The 20,420-nt window shown below is 38.1% G+C and carries 20 protein-coding genes; 1 reads left to right on the top strand and 19 read right to left on the bottom strand.

Annotation, left to right across the window (positions count from 1 at the left end):
* Positions 1 to 17: 17 nt before the first annotated feature.
* The 15 genes from ffh to AC3EA5_RS14890 form a co-directional block, all read right to left on the bottom strand.
* The gene (ffh, locus tag AC3EA5_RS14960; RefSeq protein ID WP_488609060.1) at positions 18 to 1,373 is read right to left on the bottom strand and encodes a signal recognition particle protein; all 1,356 of its coding nucleotides are present in this window, start codon (positions 1,371 to 1,373) and stop codon (positions 18 to 20) included.
* A 12-nt stretch (positions 1,374 to 1,385) separates the two neighbouring features.
* On the bottom strand, positions 1,386 to 1,721 hold the full coding sequence (locus AC3EA5_RS14955; RefSeq protein WP_488609075.1) for a putative DNA-binding protein: 336 nt from the start codon (positions 1,719 to 1,721) through the stop codon (positions 1,386 to 1,388).
* 72 nt (positions 1,722 to 1,793) lie between these two features.
* A complete protein-coding gene (gene ftsY, locus AC3EA5_RS14950; RefSeq protein WP_488609059.1) occupies positions 1,794 to 2,804 on the bottom strand; it encodes a signal recognition particle-docking protein FtsY in 1,011 nt (336 codons plus the stop codon).
* Positions 2,801 to 6,385: a chromosome segregation protein SMC gene (gene smc / locus AC3EA5_RS14945; protein WP_488609058.1), complete on the bottom strand. Its 3,585-nt coding sequence runs from the start codon at positions 6,383 to 6,385 to the stop codon at positions 2,801 to 2,803. The genes ftsY and smc overlap by 4 nt, the downstream gene beginning before the upstream one ends.
* A gap of 2 nt (positions 6,386 to 6,387) precedes the next feature.
* Positions 6,388 to 7,155 carry a ribonuclease III gene (rnc, locus tag AC3EA5_RS14940; protein ID WP_394187345.1) on the bottom strand — a complete coding sequence of 256 codons (768 nt, stop codon included), beginning with the start codon at positions 7,153 to 7,155 and terminating at the stop codon, positions 6,388 to 6,390.
* A 131-nt stretch (positions 7,156 to 7,286) separates the two neighbouring features.
* Entirely contained in the window at positions 7,287 to 7,523 is a 237-nt protein-coding gene (gene acpP / locus AC3EA5_RS14935; RefSeq protein ID WP_016427714.1) for an acyl carrier protein, read from the bottom strand.
* 58 nt (positions 7,524 to 7,581) lie between these two features.
* Positions 7,582 to 8,328 carry a 3-oxoacyl-[acyl-carrier-protein] reductase gene (gene fabG / locus AC3EA5_RS14930; protein WP_488609057.1) on the bottom strand — a complete coding sequence of 249 codons (747 nt, stop codon included), beginning with the start codon at positions 8,326 to 8,328 and terminating at the stop codon, positions 7,582 to 7,584.
* Entirely contained in the window at positions 8,328 to 9,272 is a 945-nt protein-coding gene (gene fabD / locus AC3EA5_RS14925) for an ACP S-malonyltransferase (RefSeq protein ID WP_488609056.1), read from the bottom strand. The genes fabG and fabD overlap by 1 nt, the downstream gene beginning before the upstream one ends.
* On the bottom strand, positions 9,265 to 10,260 hold the full coding sequence (gene plsX, locus AC3EA5_RS14920) for a phosphate acyltransferase PlsX (RefSeq protein ID WP_488609055.1): 996 nt from the start codon (positions 10,258 to 10,260) through the stop codon (positions 9,265 to 9,267). Before plsX ends, fabD begins: the two co-directional genes overlap by 8 nt.
* Positions 10,257 to 10,841, bottom strand: a complete 585-nt coding sequence (fapR, locus tag AC3EA5_RS14915; protein WP_394187341.1) for a transcription factor FapR — start codon at positions 10,839 to 10,841, stop codon at positions 10,257 to 10,259. Before fapR ends, plsX begins: the two co-directional genes overlap by 4 nt.
* 124 nt (positions 10,842 to 10,965) lie before the next feature.
* Entirely contained in the window at positions 10,966 to 13,014 is a 2,049-nt protein-coding gene (recG, locus tag AC3EA5_RS14910; RefSeq protein WP_488609054.1) for an ATP-dependent DNA helicase RecG, read from the bottom strand.
* Entirely contained in the window at positions 13,007 to 13,903 is an 897-nt protein-coding gene (gene sdaAA, locus AC3EA5_RS14905) for an L-serine ammonia-lyase, iron-sulfur-dependent, subunit alpha (RefSeq protein ID WP_488609053.1), read from the bottom strand. Before sdaAA ends, recG begins: the two co-directional genes overlap by 8 nt.
* A gap of 14 nt (positions 13,904 to 13,917) precedes the next feature.
* On the bottom strand, positions 13,918 to 14,580 hold the full coding sequence (gene sdaAB, locus AC3EA5_RS14900) for an L-serine ammonia-lyase, iron-sulfur-dependent subunit beta (RefSeq protein ID WP_488609052.1): 663 nt from the start codon (positions 14,578 to 14,580) through the stop codon (positions 13,918 to 13,920).
* Positions 14,581 to 15,087: 507 nt separating this feature from the next.
* A complete protein-coding gene (locus AC3EA5_RS14895; RefSeq protein ID WP_488609051.1) occupies positions 15,088 to 16,755 on the bottom strand; it encodes a DAK2 domain-containing protein in 1,668 nt (555 codons plus the stop codon).
* A gap of 17 nt (positions 16,756 to 16,772) precedes the next feature.
* On the bottom strand, positions 16,773 to 17,135 hold the full coding sequence (locus AC3EA5_RS14890) for an Asp23/Gls24 family envelope stress response protein (protein ID WP_394187336.1): 363 nt from the start codon (positions 17,133 to 17,135) through the stop codon (positions 16,773 to 16,775).
* A 228-nt stretch (positions 17,136 to 17,363) separates the two neighbouring features.
* On the opposite strand from AC3EA5_RS14890, the gene rpmB reads away from it, so the two are divergent.
* Positions 17,364 to 17,552 carry a 50S ribosomal protein L28 gene (gene rpmB / locus AC3EA5_RS14885; RefSeq protein WP_016427726.1) on the top strand — a complete coding sequence of 63 codons (189 nt, stop codon included), beginning with the start codon at positions 17,364 to 17,366 and terminating at the stop codon, positions 17,550 to 17,552.
* 543 nt (positions 17,553 to 18,095) lie between these two features.
* Here rpmB and spoVM read toward each other — a convergent pair.
* Genes spoVM through rsgA form a run of 4 tightly spaced genes read right to left on the bottom strand, consistent with a single transcriptional unit; the run spans position 18,096 to position 20,419 of the window.
* Positions 18,096 to 18,200, bottom strand: coding sequence for a stage V sporulation protein SpoVM (spoVM, locus tag AC3EA5_RS14880; RefSeq protein ID WP_394187335.1), 105 nt, complete (start codon positions 18,198 to 18,200; stop codon positions 18,096 to 18,098).
* 14 nt (positions 18,201 to 18,214) lie between these two features.
* Positions 18,215 to 18,871 (bottom strand): thiamine diphosphokinase, encoded by a 657-nt coding sequence (locus AC3EA5_RS14875; protein WP_488609050.1) that lies wholly within the window; start codon positions 18,869 to 18,871, stop codon positions 18,215 to 18,217.
* Positions 18,868 to 19,536 (bottom strand): ribulose-phosphate 3-epimerase, encoded by a 669-nt coding sequence (gene rpe, locus AC3EA5_RS14870; protein ID WP_488609049.1) that lies wholly within the window; start codon positions 19,534 to 19,536, stop codon positions 18,868 to 18,870. The genes AC3EA5_RS14875 and rpe overlap by 4 nt, the downstream gene beginning before the upstream one ends.
* A 1-nt stretch (position 19,537) precedes the next feature.
* A complete protein-coding gene (rsgA, locus tag AC3EA5_RS14865) occupies positions 19,538 to 20,419 on the bottom strand; it encodes a ribosome small subunit-dependent GTPase A (RefSeq protein WP_488609048.1) in 882 nt (293 codons plus the stop codon).
* Position 20,420 lies beyond the last annotated feature (1 nt).

Below are 20,420 nucleotides of genomic sequence, written 5' to 3'. Positions count from 1 at the left end.
AAAAATTGCTTTAAAATTTATTTAAAAAGCGAGTCTAATCCTGGCATTTTCATCTTTTTCTTGCCTTTTTGTTGCATTCCAGACATTTGTTTCATCATTTTTTTCATGTCTTCAAATTGCTTAAGCAATCGATTGACGTCCTGAATGGTCGTCCCCGATCCTTTTGCAATTCTTTTTTTCCTACTAGAGTTAATCACTTCAGGTGTCGTTTTTTCTTGAGGCGTCATTGCATAAATGATCGCTTCTACTCGACCCATTTGTTTTTCATCAACTTTAGCATTTTCAAGCCCTTTAATTTTTCCGGCACCGGGTAACATTTTGATAATGTCTTCTAAAGGACCCATTTTCTTCACTTGATTTAATTGCTCGACAAAATCGTCGAATGTAAATGTCTGTGTTCTAAACTTTTCTTCAAGATCTTTAGCTTTTTCTTCATCCACATTGGATTGAGCTTTTTCAATTAATGACATCATATCGCCCATGCCTAAAATACGTGAAGCCATGCGCTCAGGGTGGAACGCTTCAAGAGCATCCATTTTTTCACCCATACCAACGAATTTAATTGGTTTTTCAGTAACAGAACGAATAGATAACGCAGCACCACCACGTGTATCACCATCTAATTTCGTTAAAACGACACCCGTAATGCCCAGGGCTTCATTGAAGCTTTGAGCGACATTAACCGCATCTTGACCTGTCATTGAATCAACAACTAAGAAAATTTCGTCAGGTTCTTTTAAGGCACGAATATCTTTTAATTCCTGCATTAAAACTTCATCAACATGTAAACGACCAGCTGTATCCACAATCACTACGTCATGATGTTCTTCTTTTGATTTTTCAATCGCTTGACGAACAATTTCAACAGGTGATACTTCTGTTCCGAGTGAAAACACGGGCAACGAAAGTTGTTTACCAATCGTTTCAAGTTGTTGAATGGCTGCAGGACGATAAATATCAGCTGCAACTAGTAATGGTTTACGATTGTATTTCTTGCGAAGCACATTCGCTAATTTCCCACTAGTTGTCGTTTTACCAGCACCTTGCAAGCCGACCATCATAATCACAGTCGGTGGTTTTTTAGCAAATTGAATTGGCGCTTGCTCTCCACCCATCAATATAGTCAATTCATCTTTAACGATTTTAATGACTTGCTGACCAGGAGTAAGGCTCTTCATCACATCGCTACCAACAGCTCGCTCACTTACTTTTTTGACGAATTCTTTTACTACTTTTAAGTTAACGTCGGCTTCAATTAAGGCAAACCGAACTTCTCTCATCATTTCTTTAACGTCTGCTTCGGAAACTTTTCCTTTTCCTTTTATACGTTGGATGGTTCCTTGCAGCCGCTCAGCTAGACCTTCAAATGCCATGCACGCCGCCTCCTAATCCCATTCTTTTAGTTGATTGACAAGTCCCATGACAACATTTTTTTCAATCTCATCTTGCTCCATAGCAAGCGTTAATTGTTCAATAACCATTTGTCGTTGTTGAAACTTCCCAAATAACTCTAGTTTATCTTCATATTCTTCGAGCATTGCTTCAGTACGTCGAATATTATCATAAACTGCTTGTCTAGAGATTTCGTATTCATCCGCAATTTCACCTAATGAATGATCGTCTAAATAATATAAATGCATATAACTGCGTTGTTTCTCTGTAAGTAGAGATTGGTAAAAGTCGAAGAGAAAGTTCATGCGTGTTGTTTTTTCTAAAAGCATCATGATCTCCGCCTTCATCTGTTTTAATTATCATACCGAGCTTGTATTGTGGTGTCAAGTATTTTTACTTGTCTAGTCTTTTTGAGCGGACTCTTCTTTCTCTAATCCTTCAGCGAAAAGACCATATACATATTTCTCTGTATCAAATGGCTGTAAGTCATCCATCTTCTCACCTAATCCAACAAATTTCACCGGAATATGGAGTTTGTTTCGAATGGCTAAAACAATACCGCCTTTCGCTGTTCCGTCTAGTTTTGTTAACACAATACCCGTAACATTCGTCGCTTCTTTAAACGTCTGAGCTTGAATTAATGCGTTTTGTCCCGTCGTTGCATCTAAAGCAAGTAACACTTCATGAGGGGCATTTGGAATTTCTCGTGAAATCACACGATGCACTTTTTCCAACTCATTCATTAAGTTCACTTTATTTTGTAATCGACCGGCTGTATCGCAAATAAGGACATCCACACCTCGGCTCTTAGCTGCGCGAACAGCGTCATACATCACCGCAGCAGGATCTGACCCTTCAGACTGTTTGATCACCTCAACACCCACTCGGTCACCCCATACTTGGAGTTGCTCAATTGCTCCAGCTCTAAATGTATCTCCAGCTGCTAGCAAAACAGATTTTCCTTCAGATTTCAGGCGATTTGCTAATTTACCAATTGTCGTAGTCTTACCCACTCCATTTACACCAACAAACAAGATAACAGTTAAACCATCGACTTGCATATTTAATTCATTTGAAGATTCTTCACCAGACTCATAAATTTCTACCAGTTTTTCTGAAATCACCGATTGAATTCCCGCTGTATCTTTCATGTTCTTACGCTGCACTTCAAAGCGAAGTGCATCCATAAGTTCCATAACAGTTTCAAAGCCAACATCTGCTTGTAATAAAATTTCTTCAAGCTCTTCGAAAAAATCTTCATCTACTTTACGATACTTTGCAACGAGATCATTCACTTTAGAAGTGAATTGATTACGCGTTTTGGCAAGACCATCTTTAAATTTCCCGGAAACCGTTACTGTTTCTTCAGGTGTACCCGTTAACTTTTCTTTCATTTTCTTAAAAAAACTCATGCTCGCTCGCTCCCTTGTGCAACAAGTGCCTTTTGTTCTTCTTGAAGTTTTACCGACACTAATTTTGAAATCCCCGATTCTTGCATCGTAATTCCATAAAGAACATCTGCACCTTCCATTGTTCCTTTGCGGTGCGTAATAACAATAAATTGTGTCTCATGACTAAATTTCTTTAAATACTGACTGTAACGTACCACATTTGATTCATCTAATGCAGCTTCTACTTCATCTAGAATACAGAATGGTACAGGACGAATGTTTAAAATCGCAAATAATAAAGCAATTGCCGTAAGTGCTCGTTCTCCACCTGAAAGCAAACTCAGATTTTGTAATTTCTTCCCTGGAGGTTGAGCGATAATATCAATTCCTGTTTCTAAGAGCGACTCAGGATTCGTCATGACTAAATCTGCTTGACCGCCTCCAAATAACTCCCTAAATACTTTAACAAATTGAGTTCGAATCGCGTAAAACGTTTCACTGAAGCGAATTGTCATTTCTTCATCCATTTCCTTAATGGCTTCATGAAGAGTTTCTTTTGCTTCTAATAAATCCTGTCTTTGCTCAGTCAAGAATGTGTGACGTTCTAGAACACGCTCATATTCTTCAATAGATCCGATATTGACTGGACCTAATTCATCAATCGACTGTTTCAACAGTTTCACTTTTTTCCTCGATACTTCTTCGTTAAACGTTTCAGTATCTGGGTAATCGATTTCATCAGAAGTTAGTTGATATTGCTCTTCCAAATGAGTTATGAGAGAAGATTGTTCCACGTCTAAACGATTCACTCGCACTTCCGCTGCTCTTAATGCATCAAGTGCTTGTTTATGAAGATGTTGATGCTTCTTCAATTGAAGTTCGAATTGCTGAACATTTTGGTTAATAGCTAACCTTTTTTCTCTGCCATCACTGACGATTTGTTGTAAGGAAAGTTTCTTCTCTTGCCAACTTGCCAATTGAGTAAGAATCTCTTCTTTAGATGGGCCAATCTCCATATTACCTGATTGATACCAGTCCATTTCTTTAGAAGCTTGATCTTTTTTAGCCGTTACTTTTTCTATTTTAAGCTTAAGTTCCGATACGGAACTTTCTGCTGTCGCCACTTGTTCTGACAACACGGCAATTTGAGAACGCAGTTCAGCAGATTGTTCAGTTAGACGATCTCGCTCATTTTGACTTTGGAATTTCATTGATGTTAAACGATCAATGGTTTCATTTATATCAGTCAATTCTTTCTTTAACTCGATTAATCTTTTTTGTGCGAGTTCTTGTTTTTGAGCCAGTTCATTTTTTCGACCTGAAACATGTTCATTTTCCGAGCGGAAAATATATTCACGTTCTTTCAAGCGTTTATAAGTTGATTCTAACTCACGTAATTCAGAACTCAACTCTAATTCTTTCGCACGAATTTCTTCACCTTCAACACGTCTAATTTCTAATTCTTTCGATCGTGTATCAACCGTATTTTTCAACTGAGATATCGAACTTTCTGCTTGGTAAATTGTTTCGTTCATCACAGTAAGTTTTGTAGATAGCTCATCTAATTCAGCTTTTCTTGAAAAAACGGAAGATTGCTGTTTAGAAAAACCACCAGTTAATGAACCACCAGCATTTACGATATCACCATCTAAAGTTACAACACGGAATCGGTACTGAGCCGTTTTCGCAATTTGAGAAGCTCCTTGTAAATCCTTCGCGATGACAACATTACCAAGAAGATTCTCTACGATTCGACGATTCTGCTCATCAAAAGAAACCAATTGATCTGCTGTATCTAAAAAGGCAGGATGACTTGAAATGGTCTGTACCGAGTCATATGAAAGTTTGCGAGATTTCATAACCGATTTAGGTAAAAACGTCGCACGTCCCACCTTTTTATCTTTTAAAAATGAAATCGCTTTTCTCGCATCATCATCAGTTTCCGTTACAATGTGTTGCATGGAAGCACCAAGTGCCGTTTCAAGCGCTTTGGCATATTCAGGTTTCACTTGAATTAGTTCAGCTACAGCGCCGCTAATGCCTTTTAAGTGCCCTTTTTCACGTGCCACCAATATTTCCTTAACACCTTGATAAAAACCTGAAAAATCAGCTTCTAGCGCTTCTAGAGACTCTTTTCTAGCTTTAAGCTGTTGTTGATGTTGATACGCTTGATAAAGGAGTGATTGCTTAGACTCCAATTGATCTTTTTCTTTCGAATAAACCTCTTGTTCACTCTTAAAAAGTTCAACTTTTTCTTGCAATTGTTTTGATACAACAGCTAATGCGTTTGAGACATTCGAACGGTTAGAATCCACAACATGTAATTCCTCAGAAATTAAAGAGTTTTCACCCTTCATTTTCTCAGTTTGTTCCATTTGTTGGACCACCTGTTGATCTAAATGCTTTAGCTCATTCTTCACAGTCGCTTCTTCGTTTAATCTTTCAATATACGTGGTTTTCCATTCTTCCATTTCACTTTCAATTTCAGCGGAAGACTGTTTGAGTAGATGGTCTAATTGTTTTAACTCTAATTTCTTTTGTTGTAATTCTTGTTGTCTATGTTTTGCACTTTGAAGCTTTTGCTCATATTCATTTTCTAATTCACTTTTTTCTTCATCAAAATCACGAATGCTTAGCTGAAGTTTTTCGATTTGCTGGTCAGTGTTCTGCCGTTTCTCTGCGAGTAATTGTTTTCTCCCATCCCAACGTTCCAGCTCTGCACTAGCCTCAACTAATTGCTCTTGTGCCCCATCGATGATCGTATCTTGCTCAGATAACAATTGTCTTGACTGAATCAGTTGGGATTCCGTTTCATCAATTAATCCATCAAGCGTAGATTCGTTAGCACTTTGCTCACTTACTTGTTTAGTCAACTCGATTAGTTGCGTTTCGATGCGTTTTAAATCGAATGCAATGACACCAAGTTCAATATCTTTAAGCTCTTCAGACATACGTAAATAATCAGATGCAGCGGATGATTGCATTTGAAGTGGCTCCATCCGATCATCTAATTCATGTAAAATATCTAAAACGCGATGTAAGTTATCGTCAGTTTCAAAGAGTTTGTGTTCCGCTTTTTTCTTACGAAGCTTATACTTTAAAACACCAGCTGCTTCTTCAAAAATGGAGCGGCGATCTTCTGGTCGGCTATTTAATATCTCATCTACTCTACCTTGAGAAATGATTGAAAAAGCTTCTTTTCCTAAACCAGAATCCATAAATAAATCATTAATATCTTTTAAACGACATGATTGTTTATTTAATAAATACTCACTATCGCCTGAACGAAACACTCGTCGTGTCACACTTATTTCTGCGTAATCAAGAGGTAAACGTTGATCTGCATTATCTAAAATCAATGTAACTTCAGCAAAATTAAGAGGTTTTCGCGAGTCACTTCCTGCGAAAATAACATCCTCCATTTTAGCTCCACGTAACGATTTAGCTGACTGTTCACCAAGCACCCATCGAATCGCATCTGTCACATTACTTTTTCCACTCCCATTGGGTCCAACAACTGCTGTAACCCCAGGGACGAAATCAATTCCAATTCGATCCGCAAATGATTTGAATCCTACTACTTCAAGTCTTTTTAAGAACAAATTCAGCCCTCCTGCCTGCTAGAAGCTTGTTCTTTAATATGTGTAATGGCAACTTGCGCTGCTTTTTGTTCCGCTTCTTTTTTTGATTTCCCTTTACCTAAGCCGAGTTCTTCAGCGCCTAGTTTAACAACTGAAACAAAAGTCCGGTTATGAGCTGGACCTTTTTCTTCTACAATCTCGTAAACTAATGAACCATTATTTGATTGCTGAACCATTTCTTGTAGCTGGCTCTTATAATCCATCACATGCGAAAAAGCACCGATTTCAACTTTTGGAAAGACGACTTGTTCTAGGAATGTTACGACAGGTTCTAAGCCTTGATCTAAATAGAGGGCTCCAATAAAGGATTCAAACACATCCGCAAGTAAAGCTGGACGTTCGCGACCTCCTGTAATCTCCTCCCCTTTTCCTAAAAGAACGTACACTCCGAACTTTAATTCATTAGCAAACAACACGAGTGAAGGTTCGCATACAATGGCTGCACGAAGTTTAGTCAATTCACCTTCACTCATTGAAGGGAACTTTTGAAAAAGGTACTGAGATACTGATAGTTCAAGAACTGCATCTCCTAGAAATTCAAGACGTTCATTATCTGTATAAAATTTGCGTCGATGCTCATTCACATAAGATGAATGGGTAAAGGCTTGATAAAGAAGATTTGAATTATTAAATTGAACATTTAGTTCGTTTTGTAATTTTATAAATGATTGTCGGACACTTTCTGAAAAAGTTCCATTTTTTTGAGGCATTCCTCTACGTTTACCAGTCATCTCTAATCTGCCTTCCTTTAGGTTCTACGCTTTAGTTTACCTGTTTAAAGCTCATTGTGCAAAAAGAAATAGAGACGCAGAAGACCATTCAATTTGAATGTCTAATGCGTCTCTGTCAAGGAAAAAGTTAATTACCCTTGTTTGCTTTCAATATACGTTACAGCATTACCTACCGTACTAATTTGTTCTGCATCTTCATCCGAGATTTCCATGTCGAACTCATCTTCAAGTTCCATAACAAGTTCCACCACGTCTAGAGAATCTGCACCAAGATCATCACGGAAAGATGCTTCCATTTTCACTTCGCTCTCGTCTACACCAAGACGATCTACGATTACTTTTGTTACACGCTCAACTACTGTTGCCAATATAGTCACCTCCCCTCAAAATAGTATACAAAAATCCATTCATTCTTCATAGAGGGTTTTACATAACCATACCGCCATCAACATGTAATGTTTGTCCTGTAATATAACTTGCATCATCTGAAGCTAGGAAAACCACTGCTTTTGCAACATCCTGTGGATTACCAAGTTTAGATAAAGGAATTTGCGTTAGCATTTGATTTTTAACATCATCTGATAATTCATCCGTCATTTCAGTTGTAATAAAACCTGGTGCTATCGCATTGACATTAATATGTCGACTTGCTAATTCTTTTGCTGTCGTTTTCGTTAACCCAATAACGCCAGCCTTAGCCGCCACATAATTCGCTTGTCCTGCATTACCTGAAACACCAACTATAGATGCAATGTTAATAATTTTCCCTGCGCGTTGTTTCATCATTTGACGAGTCACCGCTTTTGTACAAAGAAATACACCTTTTAAGTTCGTATCGATCACATCATCCCATTCGGATTCTTTCATACGCATTAATAGATTATCACGTGTAATCCCAGCATTATTCACTAAGATATCAACAGATCCGAATTGTTCAATTGTTTGTTTAACCATATCAGTCACATTCTCTGCATCACTAACACTAGCTTGAATAGCAAATGCTTGTCCTCCTGCAGCAATGATTTCATTCACAACTTCTTCAGCTTTGCTTTGACTACCGCTATAATTCACCGCTACACGAGCGCCTTCTCTTGCCAATTGCTTCGCAATTTCTGCACCAATTCCACGTGAAGCTCCAGTTACTAGAGCTGCTTTTCCATCTAATTTCCCCATTATGACCACTCCTTTGAAGCTTCTATCACGTTCTCAATTGTATGAAGATCATACACAGGATATACGTTTGCTGATCGGTCGATCTTTTTAACAAGTCCGCTTAACACTTTCCCCGGACCACATTCTACAAAATGAGTTACCCCTTCATCCAATAATGTACGAATACACATCTCGAATTGAACAGGTGAATACAGCTGACTTACAAGTAATGGTTTCATGTCTTCTGATTTCGTTACAGGTTGAGCTGTAACATTCGAAATAACTGGAATTGCCGTATCCTTCATGTCCAACTTGGCTAAAGCTTCTTGAAGCTTAGACGCTGCTGGTCTCATTAGCTCTGAATGGAAAGGTCCACTTACTTCTAGCGGAATCGCGCGTTTCGCACCCGCTTCTTTCGCTTTCACACAGGCTTTTTCCACTCCGGCTTTCGTCCCGGAAATAACGATTTGTCCCGGACAATTTAAATTAGCTAGTTGAACCGCATCTCCTTCATTCGTAACAAGATCTGTTACTTCTTTTAGTAAAGGAGCGTCTAATCCTAATATAGCAGCCATTGCCCCTTCACCTGCAGGAACCGCTTCATTCATAAACAACCCGCGTTCATGTACGATTTGAACACCATCTTCAAACGATAAGACACCTGAAGATACTAAAGCTGAATATTCCCCTAAGCTGTGACCGACTGTAAAATCGGGTTGAATTCCGGATTTTTTCAAGTACTCAGAAATCATTGTACTTGTCGTTAATAACGCCGGTTGAGCATGATAGGTATACGTTAATTGCTCAATAGGACCTTCAAGCATAAGTTTTGATAGGTCAAAACCTAATCGACGATCCGCTTTCTCATAAAATGATTTATTTTCACTATTACTCTCGACAAGTTCTGCTCCCATTCCAACTGATTGTGAACCTTGTCCAGGGAATAAAAAGGCAATCTTAGACATGTTTCCCCTCCTCAGCAATCGTTGCATGTATCGTTCCACACACGTCAAATTCAACCATCGTGCGCGCTTGACGAATCGCATTCATAATCGCATTGGCATTAGATGAACCATGCGCTTTAATGACAGGTGCTTTTAATCCAAATAAAGCAGCACCACCATATTCGGTGTAATCCATTTTATTTTTCAACGCTTTCAAATCATCTTTTACAAGAAGCGCAGAAATTTTAGATTTTGCAGAAGAAGTAAATACTTCTTTTAACATCGTAAAGAAGCTTGCAGCTGTACCTTCAATTGTTTTTAATACCATATTCCCTGTAAACCCATCAGTAACGACGACATCAGCCACACCAAGTAACAAATCTCGTGATTCCACATTTCCAACAAAGTTCACTGGAGCATTTTTTAGTAACGCAAAAGCACTTTTCGTTAACTCATTCCCTTTTGTTTCTTCTGTTCCAATATTAAGCAACCCAACTCGAGGAGATTCAATTCCACGAACTTTCGTTGCGTAAATACTGCCCATAATCCCAAACTGCACTAAATGTTCAGGTTTGGCATCAGAATTAGCTCCTAAGTCCATCATAACGAACCCTTGCCCATCAATTGTCGGTAATGTTGGAGCTAATGCAGGGCGGTCAATTCCATCAATTCGACCAACAATAAATAAACCAGCGGCCATTAATGCACCTGTATTTCCTGCAGAAACACATGCATGAGCTTCTCCATTTTTAACAGCTTCTGCCATGCGAACCATTGATGCATCCTTTTTGCGTCGAATAGCACGAACAGGTTCATCTTCTGATTCTATTTTTTCAGTTGTATGGATAAACGTAAGACGCTCATGGGATTTCAATAAAGGGCTGACTAAATCCTCCTGACCATATAACAGAATATGTATATCTTCAAATTGTTCTAAAGCTTGGTAAACACCTTCAATAATTTCTTTTGGGGCGTGATCTCCACCCATTGCGTCTACTGCGATTTTCATATCATTTCACCTTTGCTTTGTGCATTTGTGCGAAACATTTCGAACTGCCCACTAAACACAACTTCATTTTCGACAGAAGATGTAACTTCCACAAATGTTCTATTTTTCTCTTCATCTTTACTTACGACAATTGCCTTAGCGATTACCCGATCACCTAACTTAACTGGTTTCACAAATGAAAGTGTTGAAGTTACTGTTAATGCCAGTTCATCATTGATGACTGCTACCGCTAGTGAATTAGCTTGAGCAAAAAGATGATGTCCTCGAGCAATACTGTTTCTCATGAATACATGCTCCGATTTTACATCAAAAATCGAAATGGCTCTCTGATCTAATTCAATATCGACCATTTCACCAATGACTTCATTAAGCGGCAAAGAACGAACTTCATCCTCAAATGATTTGGATGCTACGTGTTTAATACGTTCCCGTAATTCAGGAATCGATAATTCTAATCGATCTAAACGAATCGTTTGAACGCTTACTGTAAAGTGGGATGCCAAGTCTTCATCCGTTATAAATGGGTTAGCTTTAATCGTCTCAATCAACTTTTGTTGACGTTCTTGTTTAGAGCGTTTCATACTTTCACCGTCCGATATTAGTACTTGGTACTAATATCAGTATATAAATACAATAAAAAGAATGCAAGGATTGTATGAAAAAGCCTTGTAATTAATCAGCCCATCATAAAATCTCGCATTCTCTTTAGTCAATTCTATTTCCATCTAACGCACCTGATTGTTGTAGGTAATCTCTCAAGCATTGTGTTTCATCACTAACCCAAAATTCAGCTGATGCCATAAATTTTTCTGCATCTTGCCTCGCTGTTTCGAGTGCACGATAGTCATGAACAAGATCTGCCATTTTAAACTCTGGCAATCCACTTTGTTTTCGACCAAAAAAGTCACCAGGTCCTCGCAACTCTAAATCCTTTTCTGCCAAACGGAATCCATCATTCGTTTCAGTCATCGAAATCATCCGTTCTTTGCCTTCTTCTGTTTTTGGATCTGCTAGTAAAATACAATACGATTGATCTGACCCTCGTCCAACTCGTCCTCGTAATTGATGTAGTTGTGCTAACCCAAATCTCTCGGCATCATAAATGACCATAAACGTTGCATTCGGAACGTTAACACCAACTTCAACAACAGTTGTTGAAACTAGAACCTGTACTTGTCCTTCACTAAATGAACGCATCACTTCGTCCTTCTCATCCGAATGCAAACGACCGTGCATCAATCCTACCTGATATTTCGAATGGAAAATAGAAGATAATTGCTCAAACACATCTACCGCATTTTGTACATCTAGTTTCTCTGATTCTTCAATAAGCGGGCAGATCACATATGCTTGTTTTCCAGCTTTCAACTCTGATTCCATTCGTTTAATCGCTTGGTTAAACAACTCTTTTTTGACCCAATGGGTTTCGATCTCTTTACGACCAGCTGGCATTTCATCAATAATCGAAACATCCATTTCTCCAAAAGCAGTTATAGCAAGTGTTCTTGGGATTGGCGTAGCTGTCATAAATAGCACATCAGGACTCATGCCTTTGTCTCTTAAGACTCTCCTTTGTTCCACACCAAAACGATGCTGCTCATCTGTTATAACCAATCCCAGATGCTTAAATTCAACATCTGGTTGAATCAAGGCATGCGTTCCAATTAACAAATCAATTTCTCCAGCAACTAATTGTTCCAACAAAATTCTACGTGCTTTTACTTTAGTTGAACCGGTCAATAAAGCAATTCGAATACCTAAAGGCGCAAGCCATTCATGTAAAGACGCAGCATGCTGTTCCGCTAAAATCTCTGTAGGCGCCATTAAAGCACCTTGATAACCAGCCGTAATTACAGCATACAAGGAGATAGCAGCGACCACTGTTTTCCCTGAACCTACATCACCTTGCAACAACCGATTCATTCGATGTGGTTCTTTTAAATCTTTGCAAATTTCATTCACTACTCGTTTTTGAGCACCGGTCAATTCATAAGGTAACGTAGAAATCATCGATTTGAGTTGTTGAACATCGTAAGTAATTGAAATGCCTCGATTTTGTTCTTTTCGCACTTTTTTTATGGCTTGCATTTTTAATTGGAATAACAGAAGTTCTTCATAGACAAACCTTCTTCGAGCTTGCTTAACATGTTCTGCATCAATCGGAAAATGAACACCCTCTAACGCCTCATTCACCGGCATTAGTTTATAAGTTTCTCTTATATGATTCGGTAAGCAATCTTGCAAAGAAGGACCGACTTCATGCAATGCTTGTCTCATGAATTTCCGAAAAGTCTTTTGCTTTAAATTCCCCTTTAAACTATACATTGGTTCAAAATCAACTTGATCTGTTTTAGGTCCTGGCGAATAGTTCGACACACTGATTGCTTGTCGACCTCGATCCCATTTCCCTGTAACCGTAATGATTTGTCCGATGGAAATTTTCGACTTTAAATAAGCTTGATTAAAGAAAACGACTTTAATTAAGTGAGGTCCAACAAGAAGCCTTATTTGCATTCGAGATTTATTCTTCCCTAAAAAAAGAACGGAAGGTTCGCTATCGACCCTTCCCTCCACTGTAATCCGTTCATTATGCGGTGTTTCCGCAATGTTTTTCAATCTAAAATCTTCATGGCGATAAGGAAACTTCATAACCAAATCATGAAGTGTGGTAATGCCCATTTCGGCTAATGAATTTTGTGTTTCGTTTCCAATCCCTTTTAAAATGGTAACCGGTTGTAGCGATTGATCACTCACTTTCAACGGCCGCCTTACCAAAGATTTTTTCAGCTAAAGCAATACCAGTTGGTGTCGCTGCTAAACCACCACGTGCTGTTTCTCTTAGTGATGAAGGCATCTGTTGACCAATTTTAAACATTGCACCAATCACTTCGTCACAAGGAATACGACTAGTTACACCAGCAAGTGCCATGTCTGCAGCTACTAGTGCATTTGAAGCACCCATTGCATTACGTTTCACACATGGAACTTCTACTAAACCAGCAACAGGATCGCAAACAAGACCTAGCATATTTTTCATTGTAATGGCAAAAGCTTCTGCACATTGCGCAGGCGTTCCACCTGACATTTCAACGATTGCTGCCGCTGCCATTGCTGCTGCCGAACCTACTTCAGCTTGACATCCGCCCGCTGCACCAGAAATCGAGGCATTGTTTGCAACAACAAAGCCAAATGCTCCTGATGTAAATAAATAGCGAATCATTTCTTCGCGAGTAGGATTTAACTGATTTTGCACAGCAAATAATGTACCAGGCACAACACCAGCTGAACCAGCCGTTGGTGTAGCACAAATCGTACCCATTGCAGCGTTCACTTCATTTGTCGCTACAGCTTTACTCACAGCATCAAGTAACAACATGCCTGATAAGGGCTTTTTATTCTTCATATAATTTTGAATAAGTACTGCATCCCCACCTGTTAAACCAGAAGTAGAATGGACACCTTTTAATCCTTTTTCAACAGCTTGTTCCATTACCGTTAAGTTTCGATCCATTTGATCCATGATTTCTTCTCGAGTTCTCCGAGTCACAAGCATCTCTTGTTCAATCATTAGTTCTGAAATTAATTTATTTTCACTTGTTGCTAATTCAACTAATTCTTTAACATTACGAAATAAAACTTTCATAATAATTGTCTCCTTTACTCTGCGATTTGAGTTACCTGGGTAATATAAGGTAACATCGAGATTTGATCTAAAATTGAGTGATTTATTGGATCATCCACTTCAATAACCATTAAAGCCATTTGCCCTTGTTCTTTGCGAGAAACTTCCATATGACCGATGTTAATATTTTGTTCTGCCAAACAAGTGGCTACTTTAGCGATACTACCAGGTTTATCGTCATGTACAACTAAAATGGCTGGATGATTACCAGAAAGTCTAAGTGGGAATCCGTTGAGTTCAGTAATTTCTATTTTTCCACCGCCGATAGAAATTCCAATCATTTCCATCTCGCCATCCTGATCACCAATTACTACTCGCGCTGTATTTGGGTGCTCAGTATGTGCACTTTCAGGAATAAATTCATATGTCATGCCGACTTGTTTCGCTAATTCAAAAGAAGTTTTAATTCGCTCATCAAATGTATCAAAATCTAATAATCCTCCAACAATAGCGATGTCTGTACCATGACCCTTATATGTTTCAGCAAAAGAACCATATAAATATATTTTTGCCCAAGCGGGTTGTCTGCCAAATAAATCACGTGCCACTCGCCCAATTCTTGCAGCTCCAGCTGTATGTGAGGAAGATGGTCCAATCATTACGGGACCTATGATGTCAAAAACCGATTTAAATTTCATATATAGCCCTCCAAATAAGTTTAAAATCGGAAAAGTTTTATGAACACTCTTTGTATGAACATAGTAAACTTCGAAAATACGATTATCTTCCTTCATATTACATCATAAGATTGACTTTAACAAAAATTTATTATTTATCATGAATGCGCTTTCATCTGCACCTAAAAAATCAGCGAATCAATTAGATTCGCCTATTCTGACTATACAAATAAAGAATATTGATTTCCATTGCTGCGGACGCTTTCCGGAGGGCAAGGCTTTAGCCGCTTCCTTCGCCAGGCTCAGTCCAGGGTCTAAAGTTCTTGCTTATCCTCACGGAGTCGCCGCCTCCATTCCAATCAATAGAAAATAATGAAAATCTGAATGAAAACAAAAGAAATAACCGACGCCATTTGAGTTAATCAAGTGCAATGTTTGTTTTGTTGAATTTAGTGATTTTGTATAGAATATTTTTTGTATAAAAAAGAATCAGCGAACCATTATGATTCGCTGATTGGAATGAATTATTTATTCAACTGAAATTATATATGGATACAATGGTTGCTTCCCGTTATAGACTTCAACTTCTGCATCTGAAAATTCATCTTCTACAAAAGCAGCTAATTGATTAGCATCTTCTTCGGTAACATCTTCACCATAAATAATTGTGATGATTTCTGAATCTTCGTCGACAAGGTCTTTTAAAAGTGTCTTCGAAACTTCATCTAACGATGGCGCTGCCAAAATAATCTTGCTTTCAGAAATTGCCATAAAGTCGTCTTTTTTAATTTCGACGCCGTCAATTGAAGTATCACGTACAGCAAACGTCACCTGTCCTGTTTTCACATGAGCATATGCATTTGTCATATTGCGTTTGTTATCTTCAACAGATGCCTCTGGATTAAAGGCTAAAATAGCAGCCATTCCTTGAGGTACAGATTTTGTGGGAACTACAGCTGCTTCAATACCAAGTACTTCAGCTGCTTGTTCAGCGGCCATTATGATATTTTTGTTATTTGGTAAAATCAACACTTTTTCTGCCCCAACAGATTCAATTGCTTTCACAATATCTTCTGTAGAAGGGTTCATCGTTTGACCACCTTCAATAACTGCACTAGCCCCTACACTTTTTAGCAACTCAGAAATTCCTGTACCCATTGCAACCGTTACAACGGCATATGGATGTTTTTTAGTTGGAGCAGCTTTAGGCTGTTCTTTTTTGTAATCATCGCCTACGATTTCAGCGTGTTGCTGACGCATATTTTCGATTTTAATTTTGATTAGATCTCCAAACTTTTGACCATAAGCTAAACAAGCTCCAGGTTGTTCAGAGTGAATGTGAACTTTAGCAATTTCATCATCAGAAATAACGAGTAAAGAATCACCAAGTTCGCTTAACGAATTTCTGAAATTCGTTTCATCAAATGGATTTTCCGATACTTTCTCAGGAATGAATTTCACCATGAATTCTGTGCAGTATCCAAACTCAATGTCTGAAGTATCCATGAATCCTTGAACATTTTTATGATGCTCAGCATTGACTAAATCATCCATCGAATAAGCTGATGTTTTTTCAGGTAATTGCTCACCTTTTAAACATGCAACAAAACCTTCATATACATAAACTAAACCTTGACCGCCACTATCAACGACACCTACTTCTTTTAATACAGGAAGTAAATCAGGTGTACGTTCTAATGAAGCTTTTGCTTCTTTTAACATTTCATCCATTACAAAAATAATATCGTCACTTGTTTCCGCAACTTTTACAGCGCGATTCGCTGCATCTTTAGCAACTGTTAAAATGGTTCCTTCAACTGGTTTCATTACCGCTTTATAAGCAGTATCAACTCCATGTTTAAGAGCATGTGCAAATGTTTTTGCGTCAAGTGTTGCATGAGACTCGACATCTTTGCCGAAACCTCTAAATAATTGAGATAAAATAACCCCGGAATTTCCACGCGCACCCATCAATAATCCTTTTGATAAGGCTTGTGAAGTTTTACCAATATGAGCTACTGCATGAGCTTCTGTCTCTTTAGCTCCAGATGACATAGATAAATTCATGTTCGTTCCTGTATCCCCATCGGGAACGGGAAATACATTTAGCGCATCCACATAATCTGCATTTTGAAATAGATGAAATGCACCCATCTTCACCATTTCTGCAAATTGAATACCGTCTAAAGACTTCATGTCTATATTTCCTCCTCTTATGGGTTCGTTACACGAACACCTTGTACATAGATATTTACTGATTTCACTGCTAAGCCTAATGTTTTATTCAATGTGTATTTAACTTTCGATTGAACTTGGTAAGCCACTTCCGAAACTTTCGTTCCGTAGCTTATCACTATGTACATATCGATATGAAGATCATTACCTTGTTGACGAACGACAACACCTTTTGCAAAATTTTCTTTTCGTAAAATGTCTGTTAGTCCATCTTTTATTTGGTGTTTTGACGCCATACCAACGATTCCATAACATTCAATGGCTGCTCCACCTGCAATCTGAGCCACCACATCATTTGAAATATCGATTTGCCCAAATTCGTTATTCAATTCAATTGACATAGGAATGCCTCCTTATAATCCATTTTGACTACCCATAATTGTACTACACAAAAGTTGATTATAAAAGAAAACCTTTACATTCGTCTACATTTGTCTGTAAAGGCTTTATTCTTGAAAGAGGTGTGAATACATCTTGCAAAGCTAATTAGAATATGGTAACTTATTAAAGTATGTGAAATATCGAACTGAAAAAAATCTTTCAGCTTCTTTTTATGAGGAGGAAAAAATATGCCAAAAGTTTGTGTAATTTCTGGGCGTAAAGCTCGTGCAGGTAATGCTCGTTCTCACGCAATGAACTCAACTAAACGTACTTGGGGAGCTAACTTACAAAAAGTTCGTATCCTTGTAGACGGTAAACCAAAACGTGTATGGGTTTCTGCAAGAGCATTAAAATCAGGTAAAGTTGAGCGCGTATAATCATTCGCGTCCAAACGAAAAGACATAATCTCGCTCCTTAATCGGTGCAAGCTTATGTCTTTTTTTGTTTTTCTTTTTTCCTTTTAAAGAACTTTCCTTGCGGAAAGACTTACATGTCATCGTGTTGTATCTTTAAATTTCTATAAAATACTTCAGTTCCGCTTCAGTTGGACGCTTTCCACGGGCGGTCCGTGAGCCTCCTCATTCGCTTTGCTCACTCCGGGGTTTCAACTGGACCCGCTATTCCCGCTGGAGTCGCCACCTTCTGCTACACTGAAAAAATCTTATCAGATAATATTAATATTCAAATATAATTTCCCCACATTATAAGAAGGTAGTTAATAATTTAAAATACACAAAAACGGTTTTTAAAAAGGTTCATTTCTGACTCAAAAGTAGCATTCTACGACTTTTGGAACAACCCATATTGCTTTCCGTCAAACTGACATGCTCTTGAAAAATCATATGACCTTAATGAATATTATTCTTTTTAGTTAAAATTGCCAAAAAATAATGCCAGGCCGACAATTGTCAGCCTGGCTTTTATTCGTTTTTCTTTTTCGGTTTTTCATCTTTTTGAACCCACGATAAACACATTCTTGCAAAACCGCTCACCATCTTAGGTAATCTAAACGTATAAACACGCATACTTCCACTCCCTTTTATTCATCTGAGCTTCTTATAACTAAACATATGCCAGATGTAAAAGAGATAGACCCTACTTCGTATAATAGTTCGTTACTTGTGAATCGTGCATTTCCGAGTTCAATTGTTTCTTCAGCTACATCATATTTAAATCCGGTTAACGTAACATTTGAAATGATTCCTTGGAACGAAAAGAAAGAAACGTAAGGTAAGTCCTTGTTTTTTACTAGTTCATGGTCTCCAGCGGATAATAGAAATAGTTCATTCCATTTATTAACGATTTTAAAAGTTATGTGTGGATAGTTTATCTGAAAGCGATAAACACTATTTAAGACAGCCATAAAATGATCTAATCGGCCACCTGTCACACCTGTAATCACAATATGTGTCGGTTTAAAAGTTAAAGCTTTTGCAAGTGCTAATTCAGCATCTGTCTCATCTTTTTCTGAAGAAACCGGGTTCAGACTTTTAATCGACTGTTGTAAATATATAAATTCTTCAGAACTAAGCGAATCAAAATCACCAACCGCTTCGTTTGGTATGATTCCAAGCTCTAATAATGTGATGGCTCCTCGATCAGCACCAATGAATACGATGTCCTCATCGTTAGAATAAGACTGAAATGACATCAATTCATTTTTAGGTCCACCGCCACATATTACCACGGTTCTCATTGATTTATAGCTCTCTCGCCTGCTTGCTTAATGTCTTGAAGCGCTTTTGAACGATCTTTTTGAGAATAGATGGCTGAACCTGCAACAAATATCGTAGCACCTGCTTTGGCACATTCTACAATTGTTTCTTGATTAATTCCACCATCTATTTCGATTTCAATCTTGAGTTGACGCTCGTTAATCAGTTTTGACAACTGACTAATTTTAGGCACAACAGAATGAATGAATTTTTGACCTCCGAAGCCCGGATTCACAGTCATGAATAAAACCATATCAATATCTTCTAAAACATGTTGAATGGATTCAATTGGTGTGTGGGGATTCAAAACAACACCAGGTTTCACACCGAATGAACGAATAAGTTGAACCGTTCGATGTAAATGAGGACAAGCCTCTACATGAACCGTAATGTAATCCGCCCCTGCTTTAGCGAATGACTCGATATATTGATCAGCATTTTCAATCATTAAATGAACATCTAAAGGCAGCTTTGTAAGTGGTCGTAAGGCTTCAACCACAATTGGTCCCATTGTGATATTTGGAACGAAATGGCCATCCATCACATCAATATGGATAAGTTCTGCACCCGCACGTTCTACTTCTTTTACTTCTTCTCCTAACTTGGAGAAATCCGCCGCTAAAATAGATGGAGCAATTTTAATCATATTAATACCTCGGCTTTCGGTCCGTAATTTCTTCTAAGAATTTCACATAATGCTTATAGCGATATTCTTTAATTTCACCATTTTTTATGCCTTCTTGCACTGCACATTTTGGTTCACTTATATGCAAACATTCTCTGAATTTACAACGATCTGATACTTTACGAAACTCTGGGAAACAATAGGATAATTGTTCTTTATCAATCTCATCAAAATCAAACGAGCTAAATCCAGGAGTATCTGCAAGTAGTCCACCGCAAACATCCAACAATTCAACATGTCGAGTTGTATGCTTTCCTCGTCCTAGTGCTTCAGAAATAATACCCGTCTTCAAGTTAAGTTCAGGCAAGATTGTGTTAAGCATCGTTGACTTACCAACCCCAGATTGCCCAGCTAAAACACTAACTTTATCTTTTAAAATTGGAATTAGTTTCTCTTTTAACTGTTCATCGTCAATATATGTTTCGATGACTGTATAACCAATGTTTTGATAATCTTCAATAAATGGTTGAATTCTTTGTCGTTCTTCTTCTGAAACAATATCTGTTTTCGTTAAACAAATAATCGGTTCGATTTGAAAAGATTCAACCACGACTAAAAATCGATCAAGCAACAACGGATTAAAATCAGGTTCAGTCAATGAAAACACAAGAAGAGCTTGGTCAATATTGGCAATTGGCGGTCTAACGAGCTCATTTTTCCGTTCATGAACGACTGTTATGGTACCGTTTGACGTACCTTCTACTTCATAATCGACAAAATCCCCGACTAAAGGATTGACGCCTCGATTTCTAAACACTCCACGTCCACGGCATCGGATAAACTCCTGACCATCTTGTACGTAATAAAAACCACTTAATGCTTTACGAATTTGGCCTTTCGACATC

The organism is Paenisporosarcina sp. (assembly GCF_057785155.1).
This window is presented reverse-complemented; position numbering and strand designations above follow the sequence as displayed.

Coding starts and splice junctions, on each gene's coding strand:
- ffh (WP_488609060.1), bottom strand. CDS start 1,373: ATGGCATTTGAAGGTCTAGCTGAGCGGCTGCAAGGAACCATCCAACGT.
- AC3EA5_RS14955 (WP_488609075.1), bottom strand. CDS start 1,721: ATGCTTTTAGAAAAAACAACACGCATGAACTTTCTCTTCGACTTTTAC.
- ftsY (WP_488609059.1), bottom strand. CDS start 2,804: ATGAGTTTTTTTAAGAAAATGAAAGAAAAGTTAACGGGTACACCTGAA.
- rnc (WP_394187345.1), bottom strand. CDS start 7,155: ATGACTGGTAAACGTAGAGGAATGCCTCAAAAAAATGGAACTTTTTCA.
- fabG (WP_488609057.1), bottom strand. CDS start 8,328: ATGGGGAAATTAGATGGAAAAGCAGCTCTAGTAACTGGAGCTTCACGT.
- fabD (WP_488609056.1), bottom strand. CDS start 9,272: ATGTCTAAGATTGCCTTTTTATTCCCTGGACAAGGTTCACAATCAGTT.
- plsX (WP_488609055.1), bottom strand. CDS start 10,260: ATGAAAATCGCAGTAGACGCAATGGGTGGAGATCACGCCCCAAAAGAA.
- fapR (WP_394187341.1), bottom strand. CDS start 10,841: ATGAAACGCTCTAAACAAGAACGTCAACAAAAGTTGATTGAGACGATT.
- sdaAA (WP_488609053.1), bottom strand. CDS start 13,903: ATGAAAGTTTTATTTCGTAATGTTAAAGAATTAGTTGAATTAGCAACA.
- sdaAB (WP_488609052.1), bottom strand. CDS start 14,580: ATGAAATTTAAATCGGTTTTTGACATCATAGGTCCCGTAATGATTGGA.
- AC3EA5_RS14895 (WP_488609051.1), bottom strand. CDS start 16,755: ATGAAGTCTTTAGACGGTATTCAATTTGCAGAAATGGTGAAGATGGGT.
- AC3EA5_RS14890 (WP_394187336.1), bottom strand. CDS start 17,135: ATGTCAATTGAATTGAATAACGAATTTGGGCAAATCGATATTTCAAAT.
- rpmB (WP_016427726.1), top strand. CDS start 17,364: ATGCCAAAAGTTTGTGTAATTTCTGGGCGTAAAGCTCGTGCAGGTAAT.
- spoVM (WP_394187335.1), bottom strand. CDS start 18,200: ATGCGTGTTTATACGTTTAGATTACCTAAGATGGTGAGCGGTTTTGCA.
- AC3EA5_RS14875 (WP_488609050.1), bottom strand. CDS start 18,871: ATGAGAACCGTGGTAATATGTGGCGGTGGACCTAAAAATGAATTGATG.
- rpe (WP_488609049.1), bottom strand. CDS start 19,536: ATGATTAAAATTGCTCCATCTATTTTAGCGGCGGATTTCTCCAAGTTA.
- rsgA (WP_488609048.1), bottom strand. CDS start 20,419: ATGTCGAAAGGCCAAATTCGTAAAGCATTAAGTGGTTTTTATTACGTA.